The sequence below is a fragment of the Anabaenopsis tanganyikae CS-531 genome, from assembly GCF_029891675.1.
Classification (GTDB): Bacteria; Cyanobacteriota; Cyanobacteriia; order Cyanobacteriales; family Nostocaceae; genus Anabaenopsis; species Anabaenopsis arnoldii.
In genome coordinates this window covers 1-15,264 of record NZ_JANQDF010000008.1, presented here as the reverse complement: position 1 = coordinate 15,264, position 15,264 = coordinate 1, and the positions used below count along the sequence as shown (strand labels likewise).

Below are 15,264 nucleotides of genomic sequence, written 5' to 3'. Positions count from 1 at the left end.
CGCGATATTTCTCTTAAGATTTACAAGAAAGACTACCGCTATCATTGCTTGGTTTTCGCGTTGGCAATAGTCTTAATTCAATACTTGATATCGTAGGATTATATATCAAGTGGGCGATTTTCTTAACTCACTTATGTCAATTCTTGTCAACATAAGTATAGTTTTGTCTATAAAATAGTCAGCTGAGGACTAGCTCACTCTTAGTCTGTATACCCCTGTGATAATTATTTTCTTGATTCAGTCTGTGTCCCAATCTCTGAGAAATCTCAAATCTCCCATCCAAGATTCCTACTAACTAATGATGACAATTGCTCACAATCCCTGTGTTCTGGTGATTGAAACCGATGAGAGTCTGGCAAATCAGTTAGGCTTTGATTTGCGAGAAGCCGGCTATGAAGCGATTTTAGCCCATGATGCGGCTAGCGGTTTACAATACTGCCGCGATGCCTCTAGTGGGCAAAGCCATCGGCCACCTGCTTTAATTGTTGTAGACCGGATGCTCTCAGGAGAATCAGGACTCTTGTTGTGTAAAAAACTCAGAAATGCCGGGATGTGCGCCCCTGTATTGATGCTCATGGCCAGGGATACAGTAGATGACCGGGTGGCTTGTTTAGAAGCTGGGGCTGATGATTATGTCCTCAAGCCTTACCGCCCGGAAGACTTTTTAAACTTAATTCGCCTGTATTTAAAGCCTGATGTTGAAACCACAGAACAGTTACGTTTTGGGGATTTGGTTTTAGATGTCGCCACCCGTCGCGCTATGCATAACGGACGGTCAATTGACTTGACAATGAAAGAATTTGAACTATTAAAATTTTTAATGGAACACCCCCGCGAGGTATTAACCCGCGAACAAATTTTAGAAAATGTTTGGGGTTACAATTTTATGGGTGAGTCCAATGTGATAGAGGTGTACATTCGCTACTTACGCCTGAAAATTGAATGTGACACTCATAAACGTCTGATTCAAACAGTGCGCGGCGTGGGATATGTATTACGGGAGTCTTAATCTGAAAATTACTACAAAAATTAAAAATTGACTATGACACAGGCAAAAAACGTACTAGGAACCAACCTGGAGAGTTGCTGTACATCTCCCATGACTGGCTATTACCGCGATGGCTTTTGTAATACAGGTGGTCAGGATTTCGGGATGCATGTTGTTTGCGCCCAAGTTACACCAGAATTTCTCGAGTTTACTAAATCCCAGGGGAATGACTTGAGTACAGCCGTTCCCCAATTTAATTTTCCTGGACTACGACCAGGCGATCGCTGGTGTTTATGTGCGGCCCGTTGGCAAGAAGCTTTAGATGCTGGTGTCGCCCCCCCTGTTGTGCTTGGCGCTACCCATTCTAGAGCTTTGGAAGTCTGCTCACTAGAGGATTTGCAAAAACACGCCCTTATGTAGCTAAAGACCTAGAATCGCCAAAATTAAATTAATAATATAGCATTTCCCATGCTCGTGAGGTACAAAGTTCTTTAGTTTCAGGGAACACCGGAACAGGGAACACCGGAACAGGGAATAGGCAATTGATGTGTACTTCATTAGCCTGAAAAAGGCTTTATACTCCCAGGGGCAATTAATCAATTGCCCCTATTTATTGCTCACAGACATATATAAAGTGTTTATTAATACTAAATACTTAGACCAGAAATAACATAATCAGTGAATCCCTGACTTCTCACAACAGGCCGAGGGCATATTTTCTCATGATTTTATGTTTTAAAATTATGTTTCAAGATAGATGTTTTTGTATCTATTCTTTTCTAATGTAGATTGTGTAATCCCAAAAATATGCCTATAGATAGATAAAAAATATCTCAACAGTATATAGCCTAACTAGAAATTTTCTAGTTATATAGGTGAGGTTTTATTTCTTTAAACAAAGTACAGTGACTACGGTAGACAGTTGGGTGGTAAAACTTCAATGTTAAATTTTAACCGCTTGCAACTGCCAAGCTTACATAGCTTACGAGTGGTACAAGTTGCAAGCATAATCACAATATTAGTCGGTGTTCTGGTGCTGTTTGGCTGGTTGTTTGACATTGAATTGATTAAAACCTGCGGTAACACCAGTCTCGTGACAATGAAGCCTAATACAGCTTTATGCTTTGTGCTATCTGGTATATCTTTGTGGATGTCGCAGAGCAAACTCAGCAGAAAAAGTCATTCTACTATCCCTTACTTATCCTGCTCGCGAATTTGTGCAGCATCTGTTACCTTGATTGGGTTACTCACCCTCGCTCAGTATTTATTCGGCTGGAATTTTGGTATTGATGAATTACTCTTCCAGGAGCAAGCAACTGCAGTATTAACATCCCCTCCAGGGCGAATGGGGTTTGAGAGTGCCTTAAACTTTATATTTCTGGGTATAGCTCTAGAAATTTCCGCCCATATGGCTAACAGCACCCTATCGCCATCGCCAAATCAGCTTAGTTTTTGGTACATTCAACTTTTTACCCTGATAGTACTAGTGATTTCTGCACAGGTACTCATCGGTTATATGTATCAAGTAGGATTGTTTCCCAGCACACCATCATATACAACATCAATGGGATTACATACAGGCGTAAAGTTCATTGTACTTTGTATAGGCATTCTCTGGGCAAGTCCAGAGCAGGCATTTATGGCAGTAGTAATGAGTGATACCTATGGCGGGTTGATGGCGCGTCGTTTGTTACCGGCAGCTATAGCTTTACCATTAGTGATAGGCTGGTTGATCCTCCATGGTCAATTAGCAGGGAAATACGGTGCTGCTTTTGCGATATCGTTATTTGCCATCATCTTAATAGTGATTTTTGCGATTTTGATTTGGCAAACTTCAGCAGTAATATCACGTATTGAACGTCAACGCGACGAGACGCAAGAACAACTCAGAGCACAGGAAGAAAAGCTGAGAAGTTTTGTAGATGCTAACATCATTGGTATTAAGTTTGGTGATGTCTATGGTGGTATTCACCAAGCCAATGATGCATTTCTACAGATGATTGGCTACAGCCGTGAGGATTTATTCACAGGTAAATTAAATTGGCGGAATATCACACCACCAGAGTATTTGCATTTAGATATTCAAGGTATCGCCGAAGCCCAGGAAAATCCCAGAGGTGCTTGTACCCCCTATGAAAAAGAATACATTCACAAAGATGGTCGGCGGATTCGGGTTTTAGTAGGTTACGTGTTGCTCGCACAGAACCGACAAGAATCAGTGGCGTTTATTCTGGACTTAAGCGATCGCCAGGAAGCAAGAGAACAAATAGTACAACTTAATAAAGATTTACAACGTCGGATCAGCGAATTACAAACTTTATTTCAGGTTATCCCTATTGGTATCGGTATTGCTGAAGATGCAGAGTGCAAAACTATGAGAATTAACCCCTGTCTTGCTCAACAATTAGGGATATCACCAGGTAAATATGGTGCTATGAGTATCCCCAGTCAAGAACAGCCGGCAGAATTTCAAGTTTACCGCGACGGTAAAAAACTATCACCAGAAGAGTTACCTATGCAATATTCTGCTGCTCATGGTGTGACAGTTTTAGACTCTGAAACTGATATTATACATAAAGATGGCAAAGTTGTCAAGTTGTTGCAGTACGTCGCCCCGTTGTTTGATGAACAGGGTAACAGTAGAGGTAGTGTTGGGGCATTTTTGGATATTACAGAGCGTAAGCAGATAGAGGAAGCAGTTCACAATCAGCAAAAATGGCTCGAAGAAGTCTTAAATCTGATGCCTCTACCATTACTGTTTATTGAACCTGAAACGGGGCGGGTAACCTTTGCTAATCAAGCCGCTGATGAATTAGCAGGGGGTGAGTTTCCCAAAGGTGTACCAGTAGAAGAGTATGACACTACATACTATTGCACAGATGCGGCAGGAAATCGCATCCCTAAGGAGCAAATACCCGGGGCGCGGGTAGCCCGGGGAGAACGTTTAGATGGATTAGAAATAAACTGGCACACTGGCGACCTTGTGCGCTCTGTACTGATATTTGGTGATACTATACCAGCAATGCACGGTCATTCAGCTACCTGTGTAGCAGGCTTTCAAGATATTACTAATCTTAAGGAAATTGAAAAGGCCCAAGCATTAAGTTACAAAAGGTTACAGTTGCTGTTTAACACAGCCAATGATTTGTTATCTAGTCAGGAACCAGTAGCATTAATTAACAGCTTCTACCAAAAACTGGCGGAGCAGATTGGTTTGGATGTTTACTTTAACTATTTAGTTGAGGAGAACCATCAGGTGATTCGCCTTGCATCTTTTACAGGCTGTTCTGAGGAGGTGGCTAAAAAATATGAGTGGTTACCGTTGGGTCAATCGGTGTGCGGTACTGTCGCCCAAGAACGCCGTCCTATTTATGTAGAAAATGTTCAGGAATCCACTGACCCAAACACAGAATTAATTCGGAATTTAGGGGTGAAGGCTTGTTATAGTTACCCGTTAATAGCATCAGAACGGGTTTTGGGTACTCTTTGTTTTGGTAGCCGCAGTTGCTGTTCTTTTAGTGAAAATCAAAGGGCGATGATGCAAGCAGTTTGTGACCAAATAGCGGTGGCCATGGAACGGGCAAGGTTAATTGCTTCTCTGCAACTGCAAACAGAGCAACTGCAACAAGCCAACCGCATGAAGGATGAATTTCTGGGTATATTATCCCATGAATTGCGATCGCCCCTGAATGCTATTCTCGGTTGGGTGCAACTGCTGCGAGCTCGCAAACTGAGTGACACTCAAATGGCTAAGGCCATGGAAACTATTGAGCGCAATGCTAGGACACAAGCCCAGGTTATAGAAGATTTGCTAGATATTTCCAGCATGATTAGGGGACAGTTGTATCTCAATGTTTGTAGTTACGATTTGGTTCCCCTAATTGAGTCGGCGATGACAACGGTCCAGTTAGCCGCCCAAGCTAAGGAAATTGATTTGAGATTTTCCGTGATTCCTCCCCAGGGAATACAGCACAATCATTCTAGATTTTTAGTTGCCGGTGATACGGATCGTTTACAACAGATGATCTGGAATTTACTATCTAATGCTATCAAGTTTACTCCTACAGGGGGTAGGGTAGAAGTTGAACTTTCCCATAGTATTGATGATCACAAAAATTTACCCCGAAACATTACTAGTTATGCTCAAATTCAAGTCCGGGATACGGGTATTGGGATTAAGCCAGAGTTTCTTCCTTATGTTTTTGACCGCTTCCTCCAGGCGGATAGTTCTAGTACTCGCTCCTATGGCGGCTTAGGTTTAGGCCTAGCAATCGTACGTCATTTAGTAGAATTGCATGGTGGTACTGTCCATGCAGAGAGTGGGGGGGAAGGACAAGGAGCAACTTTTACAGTGAAAATCCCACTGTTATCAGCTGCATTTGCCTAAAGCGATCGCAGCCCAAGATTTAGCTACACTGGCTAGTCTGGTAAATCGAAATTAAATGGTATATTGCAGTACTATCAGCTTCTGCTTGGAGACTTATATGTCCTTTGTACCATTACATATTCACAGCGACTATAGTTTGCTCGATGGAGCCAGTCAGCTACCGGAGTTGGTCGATCAAGCCATCGCTCTGGGGATGAAAGCGATCGCCCTGACTGATCATGGTGTCATGTATGGTGCTGTAGAATTGATTAAAATCTGCCGCAGTAAAAACATTAAGCCAATTATTGGCAACGAAATGTATATCATCAACGGCGATATTACCAAACAAGAACGCCGCCCCAAATATCATCAAGTTGTTTTAGCTAAAAATACTCAAGGTTACAAAAACTTAGTTAAAATTACCACAATTTCCCACCTGGAAGGGGTACAAGGTAAGGGAATTTTTTCTCGTCCTTGTATTAATAAAGATCTACTTAAACAATATCGTGAAGGTTTAATCGTCACTAGTGCTTGTTTAGGTGGAGAAATACCCCAAGCAATTCTCAGTGGTAGACCAGAGATAGCCCGGAAAATTGCCAAGTGGTATCAAGAATTATTTGGTGATGATTACTATTTAGAAATTCAAGACCACGGCTCTCAAGAAGACCGGATTGTAAATGTAGAAATTGTTAAAATTGCGCGGGAATTAGGAATTAAATTTATTGCCACTAACGATTCTCATTTTATATCTTGTTTTGATGTGGAAGCACATGACGCTTTACTATGTATTCAAACTGGACAGCTAATTAGTGAAGATAAACGGATGCGTTATAGCGGTACAGAATACCTGAAATCCGCAGCAGAAATGAAACTGTTATTCCGTGACCATTTACCAGATGATGTCATTGCTGAAGCTATCAGCACCACTACAGAAATTGCCGATAAAGTGGCAGTTTATAATATTATGGGTGAACCTCAGATTCCCACACCATACATACCTTCAGGTCATACTCCCGACACTTACGCTGAAGAAGTAGCTTGGCAAGGATTATTAGAAAGGTTAAACCGCAAATCCCGCAATGAAGTTGAGCCAGTATATAGAGAAAGATTAGAATATGAATTAAAAATGCTCCAGTCCATGGGGTTTTCTACCTACTTTTTAGTAGTTTGGGATTACATCAAATTTGCCAGAGATAATAACATTCCTGTAGGTCCTGGTCGTGGTTCTGCTGCTGGTTCTTTGGTGGCTTATGCTATGCGAATTACTAATATAGACCCGGTACACCATGGTTTATTATTTGAGCGATTCTTGAACCCCGAACGTAAATCAATGCCTGATATTGATACAGATTTTTGCATTGAAAAACGTGACAAAGTTATTGAATATGTAACTGAAAAATATGGTAAAGATAGAGTTGCTCAAATTATTACTTTCAACCGCCTCACCTCTAAATCCGTTTTAAAAGATGTCGCTAGAGTATTGAATATTCCCTATGGGGAATCAGACAAAATGGCGAAATTAATTCCCGTAGTCCGGGGTAAACCCACTAAACTCAAAGTGATGATTTCCGACCAAACCCCAGCACCCGAGTTTAAGGAAAAATACGATAATGATCCGCAAGTCCGCCATTGGGTTGATATGGCCATGCGAATTGAAGGAACTAATAAAACTTTTGGTGTCCACGCTGCTGGGGTGGTGATTTCTGCTGACCCCTTAGATGAAATTGTCCCACTGCAAAGGAATAATGATGGTGCGGTGATTACCCAATATTTTATGGAAGACTTGGAATCACTGGGGTTGTTAAAAATGGATTTTCTCGGGTTACGTAACTTAACCCTGATTCAAAAAACAATTGATTTAATTGAACAAAGCAGAGGTTATCGCATTGACCCAGATGAAATTACACGTCAGGAAAGAAAATCTCAAAAAATATTAGCTAAGGGTGAACATACAACTTTACCCAAAGATGTGAAAAAATCCTATGAACTTTTAGAAGCTGGGGATTTAGAAGGAATATTTCAGTTAGAGTCTTCAGGGATGCGTCAGATAGTCAGAGATTTAAAGCCTTCCAATATTGAAGATATTTCTTCTATTTTGGCACTCTATCGACCCGGACCCCTAGATGCGGGACTCATTCCTAAGTTTATTAACCGTAAACATGGGCGCGAGGTGATTGATTACCAAAATTCTCTTCTAGAACCCATACTGAATGAAACCTATGGAATTATGGTTTATCAAGAGCAAATTATGAAAATTGCTCAAGATATGGCTGGATATTCCCTAGGACAAGCTGACTTATTGCGTCGCGCTATGGGTAAAAAGAAGGTTGCAGAAATGCAAAAGCAGCGGGAAAAGTTTGTTGATGGTGCGGCGAAGAATGGAGTTAAAAAACAAGTAGCTGAGGAATTGTTTGAGCAAATGTTAAAGTTTGCCGAATATTGTTTGAGCTATGATACGCAGGTTTTAACGGTGGAATATGGGTTGATTCCCATTGGGGAAATTGTCCACAAGTGTCTGGAATGTCATGTTTATAGTGTTGATCAAAATGGCAATGTTTATACCCAACCTATTCTACAGTGGCATGATCGGGGAAAACAAGAACTATTTGAATATTCTTTAGCAGATGGTTCAATTATCCGGGCGACAAAAGACCATAAGTTTATGACCACTGATGGGCAAATGTTACCCATTGATGAAATTTTTAACCGGGAATTAGATTTGCTTCAAGTTCCAGGTTTACCAGTGTAAAGATAAAAGTTATGTTGTGGTTGTAACATAACTTTTGAGAGTTAAAATTTTGACTTAATTTACTGGTAAAGTTTTTATAGGGTGTCCATCTGGGTTACTTTTGTTCTTTGAGTGATTTAGTTGGGACTTCGATCGCTTGAATATCAATTGTACCTTCTGGTGTGAAGCGCTGAAAATGTCCTTGTTTTACTGACAATTGCTCTCCACAATTAGGACACTGCACCTGAGTGTTATTTAAACCTGAAAATTCATAATTACAGACGGGACATTGGTCAGTTACTAAATTGCGTTGTAGCCACCAGCGCAAGCCGAAGAAGGCGACAACGGGTGTAAATAACAGCAAACCAAAGATAATTAACAACGAATTTACCAGCCAGCCTAAGCCTAGTGATGCTAGCAACCAGAAAACTGCTAACATGGTCAGCCAAGGTCGCAGTTTTTCCAGACTCAATTCCAAAGATTTAAGGCTCATTTTTGCAATTATTTTCTTGCTCTCCCTCTAGGATAGCGATTTTAATGCCGGGTCAAAAGCCCACGGTCAACCACCAAAGGTCAAGAAATATTAATTGAGTTTTGCACTATGGGCTTATACCCGATTCCAGGGTAAAAATATCTAGTTTTCTCTGGCGTATTTGAGTATTAATAAACAATTTTTACCATCAGCACTGCGTTCGTAGACAACATGGTCAGCCAATCTTCTCAGCAGAAACCATCCATATCCACCTACTTGGAGTGTACCCGGCTGTGGCTCTGCGATCGCATCAGGATTGAAAGGTTTTCCTTGATCCCAAATTCTCACTTCCAGTCTGTCAATCCATAGACTCACTTCAATTTCTATGGTAGTTTCTGGTGGTAAAGCACTATGGGCGTGACGAACTGCATTGGTAAAACCCTCTGCTAATGCTAAGTTGAGGCGATAAAGTTGGCTTTGTGACCAGCCCAATTGAGACAAATATGTGAGACAAAATTGCTCAAACCATTGTTGTACGTAGTTTAGGAGCTTGAGTTCGCTCTTTACCGCCAGATGGTCGTGCTGCACTATGCTAAGCATTGACCTTGACTTAAATATAATTTCATGGAGGCATTCCCCCGCATAAATCACGGGGGATTGATTTTGGGTTCAAGCAGCGATCGCAGTCCTAGTTACTTTGATATCGCCTCGCCCATCAGCTGTTTGGCGCGTAATTTTACGTTGACACCTGTAAGTTTCAAAATCACATCCGCCAGAATTACCAGCATCTGTCAAATCAAATTTGAGCGGTTCAGCAGTTCTGAATATCAAATGCTAATTTTGGAGGATGATCTTCAAACTACAGGTGTCAAAGAAGTTTTGCTACTTAGTTTAGAACAATCCCAATGTCAAAGATTTGTCTAATGGTAAAGCAGCACCAATACCTAACCATACAGTTACTAATGTACCAAAGAGGAACACTGTAGTTGCAACTGGACGACGGAAAGGATTTTGGAATTTATTCACGTTCTCAATAAAGGGAACGAGGATTAAGCCCAGGGGTACAGCAGCCATTGCTAACACTCCTAAAAGTTTGTTAGGAAGCGATCGCAAAATCTGGAATACAGGATACAAATACCACTCTGGTAGAATTTCCAGGGGGGTGGCGAAAGGATTAGCTGGTTCACCTGTCATTGCGGGATCTAGCACAGCTAGAGCCACAATACAAGCAAATGAACCCATAATCACAATGGGAAATACATACAGTAGGTCATTAGGCCAAGCGGGTTCACCATAGTAGTTATGGCCCATGCCTTTGGCGAGTTTAGCTCTTAACTGAGGATCACTCAGATCGGGTTTTTTCTGCGTTGACATATTTAAATACGCTCTCCTGCTCAAATTCAGTTAAAGCATTTGTAAAAGCCATGAGCTATGAGGCTTACCCTAAGGGGGGGTATCTATAGCTTTGAGCTTCAAATACAAATCTTTGTTTTTATTGTCGCTTATGAGCGATGAATTGCTGATTTCTCATAAGTTTAAAACAAACATTTGCATCTGGGAACTCAAAGCCGTCGCCTTTTCCCATTGTGGCTTTAAGGGATTACAAAGGACCGGAAATACCTTGCTTGCGGATCATCAAGAAGTGGAACAGCATGAACACCGCAATTAACCAAGGCAGTATAAAGGTGTGCGCGCTATAGTAGCGAGTCAGGGTTGCTTGACCCACACTAGAACCACCGCGTAACATATCAGAAATAAAAACGCCAACTACCGGAATTGCTTCTGGTACGCCGCTGACGATTTTTACCGCCCAGTAACCAACTTGGTCCCAAGGTAGGGAGTAGCCTGTCACACCAAAAGAAACAGTGATGACTGCTAGAATCACACCGCTGACCCAAGTTAATTCCCGGGGCTTTTTGAAACCACCGGTGAGGTATACCCGGAAGACGTGCAAAATCATCATTAACACCATCATGCTGGCAGACCAGCGATGGATGGAGCGAATCAGCCAACCGAAATTGACCTCATTCATAATGTACTGTACCGAGGCATAAGCTTCAGTTACAGTGGGCTTGTAGTAGAACGTCATCGCAAATCCAGTGGCGAACTGAATTAGAAAGCAAACCAGGGTAATTCCGCCCAAGCAATAAAAGATATTGACATGGGGAGGGACATACTTGCTAGTCACGTCATCAGCGAGGGCCTGAAGTTCTAGGCGTTCCTCAAACCAGTCATAAACGTTGGCCATACAATCTCAAGTTCCTAAAAATCGGTTGCGGTTGATTAATCTCCCAATTAACTATTTTGGGATTTTCACAAAGAGGAGTTACTTTCGCTTTGAGCAGAGTGATCAGAATTTTTGGAAAACTTAACACTCTGTAAATATGGAATATATTGCGTTCTCTTGGCAAGCTAACACCACAAATGCTCGCCACCAAGTCGATCTTATCGTTTCCTGGGTGAAATGCAGCCCCTCAGTCATAGCAAGAGCTTGATGAGAGGAATGCACCACTTCTATAAAAAAAGTAACATAGTTGAGAGATAGATTTCATCAACGATGAGGTAAATAGGCATTTTTCCTCAGTATTGTTGGGCAAATTTGGGAGCAAGTGGATTTTGAAAATGCGGTTCATGCAAAAACAGGTTTTTCGGCTGGGATTTTCATTGCTAGTGGCTCTTTGGTTGGTGGTGGGGGCTTTTGTCCCACCAGCCGCGGCTTTGACGGATGAGCAGAAATTAGTTTCAGAAGTTTGGCGAATTGTCAATCGCAATTACCTGGATGAGACATTTAATCATCAAAATTGGTCTGCGGTGCGGCAAAAGATTCTGGAGAAGCCAATAAAAAACCCAGAAGCTGCTTATGCAGCGATTCGGAAAATGCTCCAGACTCTGGGGGATCCGTTTACAAGGTTTTTAGACCCCGAGCAGTACCGCAGTTTGCAGGTGAATACTTCTGGTGAACTGACTGGGGTAGGGTTGCAAATTGCTATCAATCCCGAAACCGGTAAGCTGGAAGTGGTGACTCCTATCATGAACTCGCCAGCAGATTTAGCAGGGATTAAACCCCGCGATCGCATTGTGAAAATCGAAGGGCTTTCTACAGATAATTTAACTCTTGACGAGGCAGCTGCCAAAATGCGCGGTCCGATTGGTAGTTCTGTGACACTTTTGATTTCACGGGATGATAGCGCAGAACAAGAGGTGAAAATAGTACGCGATCGCATTGAGCTGAATCCTGTAGTCGCAGACCTACGCTTTTCTCCCCAAGGTACCCCCATTGGCTATCTGCGTCTAACTCAATTCAACGCTAACGCCTCTATGGAATTAGCCCATGCTATTTCTAGTCTAGAGAAAAAAGGCGCGGCTGCCTATATTTTAGATTTGCGGAATAATCCTGGGGGGTTATTACAATCAGGAATTGAAATTGCCCGTCTGTGGTTGAACTCCGGTACTATAGTTTACACCGTCAATCGCCAGGGCATTCAGGGCAGTTTTGAATCCTTTGGCCCGGCTTTGACAGATGACCCCCTGGTGATTTTGGTAAATCAAGGTACCGCTAGTGCTAGTGAGATTCTCGCCGGCGCGCTGCAAGATAACCATCGTGCTACCTTGGTGGGGGAAACTACTTTTGGTAAGGGTCTAATTCAGTCTCTGTTTGAATTATCCGACGGTTCTGGCTTGGCAGTGACCATTGCTAAGTACGAAACACCATCACATCGGGATATTAATAAATTAGGAATTACCCCAGATCAGGTGATTTCCCAAGAATCCATTACCCGCACACAAATTGCTACCCCAGACGATTTGCAATATCAAGGGGCGCTGGAATTATTGAAAACAACTTCTGTATTTGCTGGGGTCGATACTGGGGTTAATTAACACAAACTCCCAGATAGCTCCCCGATTTCTTGCACAAGTCGGGGAGCTGATTGATTAATTAACACGTGAATTATCAGTTACTTGAGACAGGGGCGGCACTCATGGTAACACAGGTATTAACAAGGCGTTGGTAAGCATTATCTATTACATATTTTCCTCTGAGGAAACCTGTGTTAGCACCGGGACAAATATACTGGAGTGTTTCGGCTGTGAACCTTTCTCGGAGTAATTGCCAACTTTTAATTTGTCTGGACCAATGAAAGGTTTTAGGTGTGCGAAAAGCTACTGGCTCCCCTGTGGGGTCAGGTACTAAATGACGACCGGAAAATAACACCCCCCCCAAATCACTGTAGTACAAACAAGATGAACCGGGAGAATGTCCAGATGTCCAAATCACTTCAGCTGTGGAATTAAGTCTAAATTCCTGGGTAAAGGTGGTCAAGGTTAATCCAGGTAGTAAATAGGCTTCTTGCTCTTGAATCAGAACTTCACAACCAAAGGTTTGCTGAATTTGTGCTGTTTTACCAATAGCACCTCGATGAGTCAGAAATAACCAACGCACGCCACCATGCGATCGCAAAAAATCTTGATTTATGGGGTCATTAGCCGGAGAATCTATGAGAATATTGCCCTCATTTCCTACAATAAGATAAGAGGTTCCCCCTAATGTGTCCCGATTGGGCGGGAAGGCAAAGATCCTATCTAGCACCGGACGTGGTGGCTTCGCTGTCTGATTTGGCTGTTGAGGTAAGGCGCACATGAGTAAAAACCGAAAGTGTGGAAAATTAGGTGACAGAATTGAACTTATTTTTCAATTAATTAAGTTCTGTTAACTGTTATGGAATCGGGTTCAAAGTCAACCGGGTGTGTTTCCTCAGCAGGTTCTCCCCAGGAGAAGGCTATGGTGACAACACGGGAGTAAGACATTTCTGCCAAATTACTGAAAATCACATGACATTTTGGTTCCTTCTCCTACTGGGAATAGCTACTTATCTGATAGTGCAGCGCAGCGTCGCTCAGATCACCCAGACTCCAGTCTGGTTGCTGTGGTTGGTGTTAATGAGTCCAGCTTTGATATTGAGCGGATGGACTCTGATTTATGGAACCGAACAACCGCCGCCATCATCACTGATTATTTGGCCATCAATTATCTGCGTTCTGTTATACTGGGTGTTGTTGGAATGGGGTCGGAGAAAGCCCAGAAATACACCCACTCAACCCCAAGATATTAGATCACAATCGGCAATCCATCCTACCGCAGAACCAGTACCAGTGCGACCCATTGAACCAACCGAAGAAATTCAATTGAGAAATTGTTTTCCCTGGTCTGTATACTACATCCACAACATTGAGTACAAACCCCAGGCGATTATCTGTCGGGGCCAGATCAGAACTACACCTACTCAAGCTTATCAGCAGATTAAGGCCAATATAGAAGCGGAATTTGGCGATCGCTTTCTGCTGATTTTCCAAGAGGGTTTCAATGGTAAACCTTTCTTTATCCTTGTACCTAACACTCAATCCGCTAGAAATCCTAGTCAGCCACAGAAGATCACACGCCCAGGATTCGCTTTATTTTTGCTAGTAGCCACTTTAATTACTACTACTCTAGTGGGGGCTAGCATCGCCGGCTCTGACCCACAACAATTAGTATCTGACCCCAGGATATTCTGGCAAGCATTACCCTATTCCCTAGGTCTGATGACTATTTTGGGCATCCACGAACTGGGTCATTATTTGACGGCGCGGTACTACCAAATTCGGGCAACTCTGCCTTATTTTATACCCCTCCCCTTCTTTTTGGGCACCTTTGGCGCATTTATTCAAATGCGTAGTCCTGTTCCTCACCGCAAAGCTTTATTTGATGTCAGCATTGCGGGGCCATTGGCAGGTTTTGTCATCACTCTACCTATACTATTATGGGGTTTGGTGAATTCGGAATTGGTTCCTCTGACTGACCAAGCAGGACTGTTCAACCCGGAAGCTCTCAACCCCAAATCTTCTATTTTATTAGCATTGCTATCTAAGTTAGCATTAGGGAGCCAGTTAACCTCAACATCAGCAATTAACCTTCATCCCCTGGCCATAGCCGGTTTTCTGGGGCTAATCGTCACAGCCTTGAATTTGATGCCCGTGGGACAATTAGATGGGGGTCACATTGTCCATGCGATGTTTGGGCAAAGAACCGCCATGGTCATCGGTCAAATTTCTCGCTTATTACTGCTAATACTTTCTTTGGTGCAGTCAGGATTTTTGCTGTGGGCAATTATCTTATTCTTGATCCCCTTGATTGATGAACCGGCTTTGAATGATGTCACCGAACTGGATAATAAACGTGACATTTTAGGATTGATGGCCATGGGATTGTTAGTAATTATTGTCCTACCACTACCCCAGATCCTCGCTAAATTGTTGCAAATGTGACATACTCCTGAAAATACCTCACCGCTAAACCCTGTCCTTCGAGGCTATCTATTACTTTTTGTCAAGAGGTTGGTAATTTATGAACGAGATGTAAGTAAGGTATAACCTCGAAGGAGTAGTAGCCTAGTTGACAATTAAATAGACAAACCTATACACTTATCTACAAACCTATAAGTGTATTTATGTTTAAACACCTGTTCAAATTGTGGGCATATCCAAGATATGCCACTAAAAGAAAGAATTTACAACTGTGGAAGTTGTGGTCATTCAATGGACAGGGATTTAAACGCAGCAATTAACTTATCGAGGTTGGCTAAACCTTGAAAGCTTACTGAGGGATAACCGCTCCCATGCTCCCATTGAAGTAAGAAATAAATGTCTAGACTTGTCTAGGATTTATATAGCAG

13 protein-coding genes are annotated in these 15,264 nt (G+C 42.3%); 8 read left to right on the top strand and 5 right to left on the bottom strand.

Annotated elements, in window-relative coordinates:
• The first annotated feature begins 301 nt into the window (after window positions 1-301).
• The 4 genes from nblR to NWP22_RS01000 all read left to right on the top strand — a co-directional run bounded on the left by nblR (window position 302) and on the right by NWP22_RS01000 (window position 8,103).
• Window positions 302-1,009, top strand: a complete 708-nt coding sequence (gene nblR / locus NWP22_RS01015; RefSeq protein WP_271732026.1) for a response regulator transcription factor NblR — start codon at window positions 302-304, stop codon at window positions 1,007-1,009.
• Between the two features lie 33 nt (window positions 1,010-1,042).
• Window positions 1,043-1,408 carry a DUF2237 family protein gene (locus tag NWP22_RS01010; RefSeq protein ID WP_271732024.1) on the top strand — a complete coding sequence of 122 codons (366 nt, stop codon included), beginning with the start codon at window positions 1,043-1,045 and terminating at the stop codon, window positions 1,406-1,408.
• 520 nt (window positions 1,409-1,928) lie between these two features.
• A complete protein-coding gene (locus NWP22_RS01005) occupies window positions 1,929-5,375 on the top strand; it encodes an ATP-binding protein (protein WP_280801410.1) in 3,447 nt (1,148 codons plus the stop codon).
• 97 nt (window positions 5,376-5,472) lie between these two features.
• Window positions 5,473-8,103, top strand: coding sequence for a DNA polymerase III subunit alpha (locus tag NWP22_RS01000; protein ID WP_280801409.1), 2,631 nt, complete (start codon window positions 5,473-5,475; stop codon window positions 8,101-8,103).
• A gap of 94 nt (window positions 8,104-8,197) precedes the next feature.
• On the opposite strand, the gene NWP22_RS00995 is transcribed toward NWP22_RS01000, so the two are convergent.
• Window positions 8,198-8,575, bottom strand: coding sequence for a hypothetical protein (locus tag NWP22_RS00995; RefSeq protein ID WP_271732019.1), 378 nt, complete (start codon window positions 8,573-8,575; stop codon window positions 8,198-8,200).
• 141 nt (window positions 8,576-8,716) lie between these two features.
• Entirely contained in the window at window positions 8,717-9,154 is a 438-nt protein-coding gene (locus NWP22_RS00990) for an ATP-binding protein (RefSeq protein WP_271732017.1), read from the bottom strand.
• A 24-nt stretch (window positions 9,155-9,178) separates the two neighbouring features.
• Here NWP22_RS00990 and NWP22_RS00985 point away from each other — a divergent pair, with 24 nt between their 5' ends.
• The gene (locus NWP22_RS00985; protein ID WP_271732015.1) at window positions 9,179-9,478 is read left to right on the top strand and encodes a hypothetical protein; all 300 of its coding nucleotides are present in this window, start codon (window positions 9,179-9,181) and stop codon (window positions 9,476-9,478) included.
• On the opposite strand, the gene petD is transcribed toward NWP22_RS00985, so the two are convergent.
• Both petD and petB read right to left on the bottom strand, forming a co-directional pair.
• Window positions 9,446-9,928, bottom strand: a complete 483-nt coding sequence (petD, locus tag NWP22_RS00980; RefSeq protein WP_200989570.1) for a cytochrome b6-f complex subunit IV — start codon at window positions 9,926-9,928, stop codon at window positions 9,446-9,448. The genes NWP22_RS00985 and petD overlap by 33 nt on opposite strands.
• A gap of 226 nt (window positions 9,929-10,154) precedes the next feature.
• Window positions 10,155-10,802 carry a cytochrome b6 gene (gene petB, locus NWP22_RS00975; protein ID WP_200989569.1) on the bottom strand — a complete coding sequence of 216 codons (648 nt, stop codon included), beginning with the start codon at window positions 10,800-10,802 and terminating at the stop codon, window positions 10,155-10,157.
• Window positions 10,803-11,176: 374 nt separating this feature from the next.
• Here petB and ctpA point away from each other — a divergent pair, with 374 nt between their 5' ends.
• Window positions 11,177-12,433, top strand: coding sequence for a carboxyl-terminal processing protease CtpA (gene ctpA / locus NWP22_RS00970; RefSeq protein WP_271732025.1), 1,257 nt, complete (start codon window positions 11,177-11,179; stop codon window positions 12,431-12,433).
• A 73-nt stretch (window positions 12,434-12,506) separates the two neighbouring features.
• Here the strand turns inward: ctpA and NWP22_RS00965 are convergent, their stop codons facing one another.
• Entirely contained in the window at window positions 12,507-13,193 is a 687-nt protein-coding gene (locus NWP22_RS00965; RefSeq protein ID WP_271732013.1) for an MBL fold metallo-hydrolase, read from the bottom strand.
• Between the two features lie 191 nt (window positions 13,194-13,384).
• Between NWP22_RS00965 and NWP22_RS00960 the strand changes: the two genes are divergently transcribed.
• The gene (locus NWP22_RS00960) at window positions 13,385-14,857 is read left to right on the top strand and encodes a site-2 protease family protein (RefSeq protein WP_271732012.1); all 1,473 of its coding nucleotides are present in this window, start codon (window positions 13,385-13,387) and stop codon (window positions 14,855-14,857) included.
• Between the two features lie 174 nt (window positions 14,858-15,031).
• Window positions 15,032-15,181 (top strand): zinc ribbon domain-containing protein, encoded by a 150-nt coding sequence (locus NWP22_RS00955; protein ID WP_271732011.1) that lies wholly within the window; start codon window positions 15,032-15,034, stop codon window positions 15,179-15,181.
• Window positions 15,182-15,264: the final 83 nt, after the last annotated feature.

Bases quoted from the DNA above. Each gene is read 5' to 3' on its own strand.
- nblR (WP_271732026.1), top strand. From the start codon at position 302: ATGACAATTGCTCACAATCCCTGTGTTCTGGTGATTGAAACCGATGAG.
- petD (WP_200989570.1), bottom strand. From the start codon at position 9,928: ATGTCAACGCAGAAAAAACCCGATCTGAGTGATCCTCAGTTAAGAGCT.
- NWP22_RS01010 (WP_271732024.1), top strand. From the start codon at position 1,043: ATGACACAGGCAAAAAACGTACTAGGAACCAACCTGGAGAGTTGCTGT.
- NWP22_RS01000 (WP_280801409.1), top strand. From the start codon at position 5,473: ATGTCCTTTGTACCATTACATATTCACAGCGACTATAGTTTGCTCGAT.
- NWP22_RS00995 (WP_271732019.1), bottom strand. From the start codon at position 8,575: ATGAGCCTTAAATCTTTGGAATTGAGTCTGGAAAAACTGCGACCTTGG.
- ctpA (WP_271732025.1), top strand. From the start codon at position 11,177: ATGCGGTTCATGCAAAAACAGGTTTTTCGGCTGGGATTTTCATTGCTA.
- petB (WP_200989569.1), bottom strand. From the start codon at position 10,802: ATGGCCAACGTTTATGACTGGTTTGAGGAACGCCTAGAACTTCAGGCC.
- NWP22_RS00965 (WP_271732013.1), bottom strand. From the start codon at position 13,193: ATGTGCGCCTTACCTCAACAGCCAAATCAGACAGCGAAGCCACCACGT.
- NWP22_RS00985 (WP_271732015.1), top strand. From the start codon at position 9,179: ATGGAGGCATTCCCCCGCATAAATCACGGGGGATTGATTTTGGGTTCA.
- NWP22_RS00990 (WP_271732017.1), bottom strand. From the start codon at position 9,154: ATGCTTAGCATAGTGCAGCACGACCATCTGGCGGTAAAGAGCGAACTC.
- NWP22_RS00960 (WP_271732012.1), top strand. From the start codon at position 13,385: ATGACATTTTGGTTCCTTCTCCTACTGGGAATAGCTACTTATCTGATA.
- NWP22_RS01005 (WP_280801410.1), top strand. From the start codon at position 1,929: ATGTTAAATTTTAACCGCTTGCAACTGCCAAGCTTACATAGCTTACGA.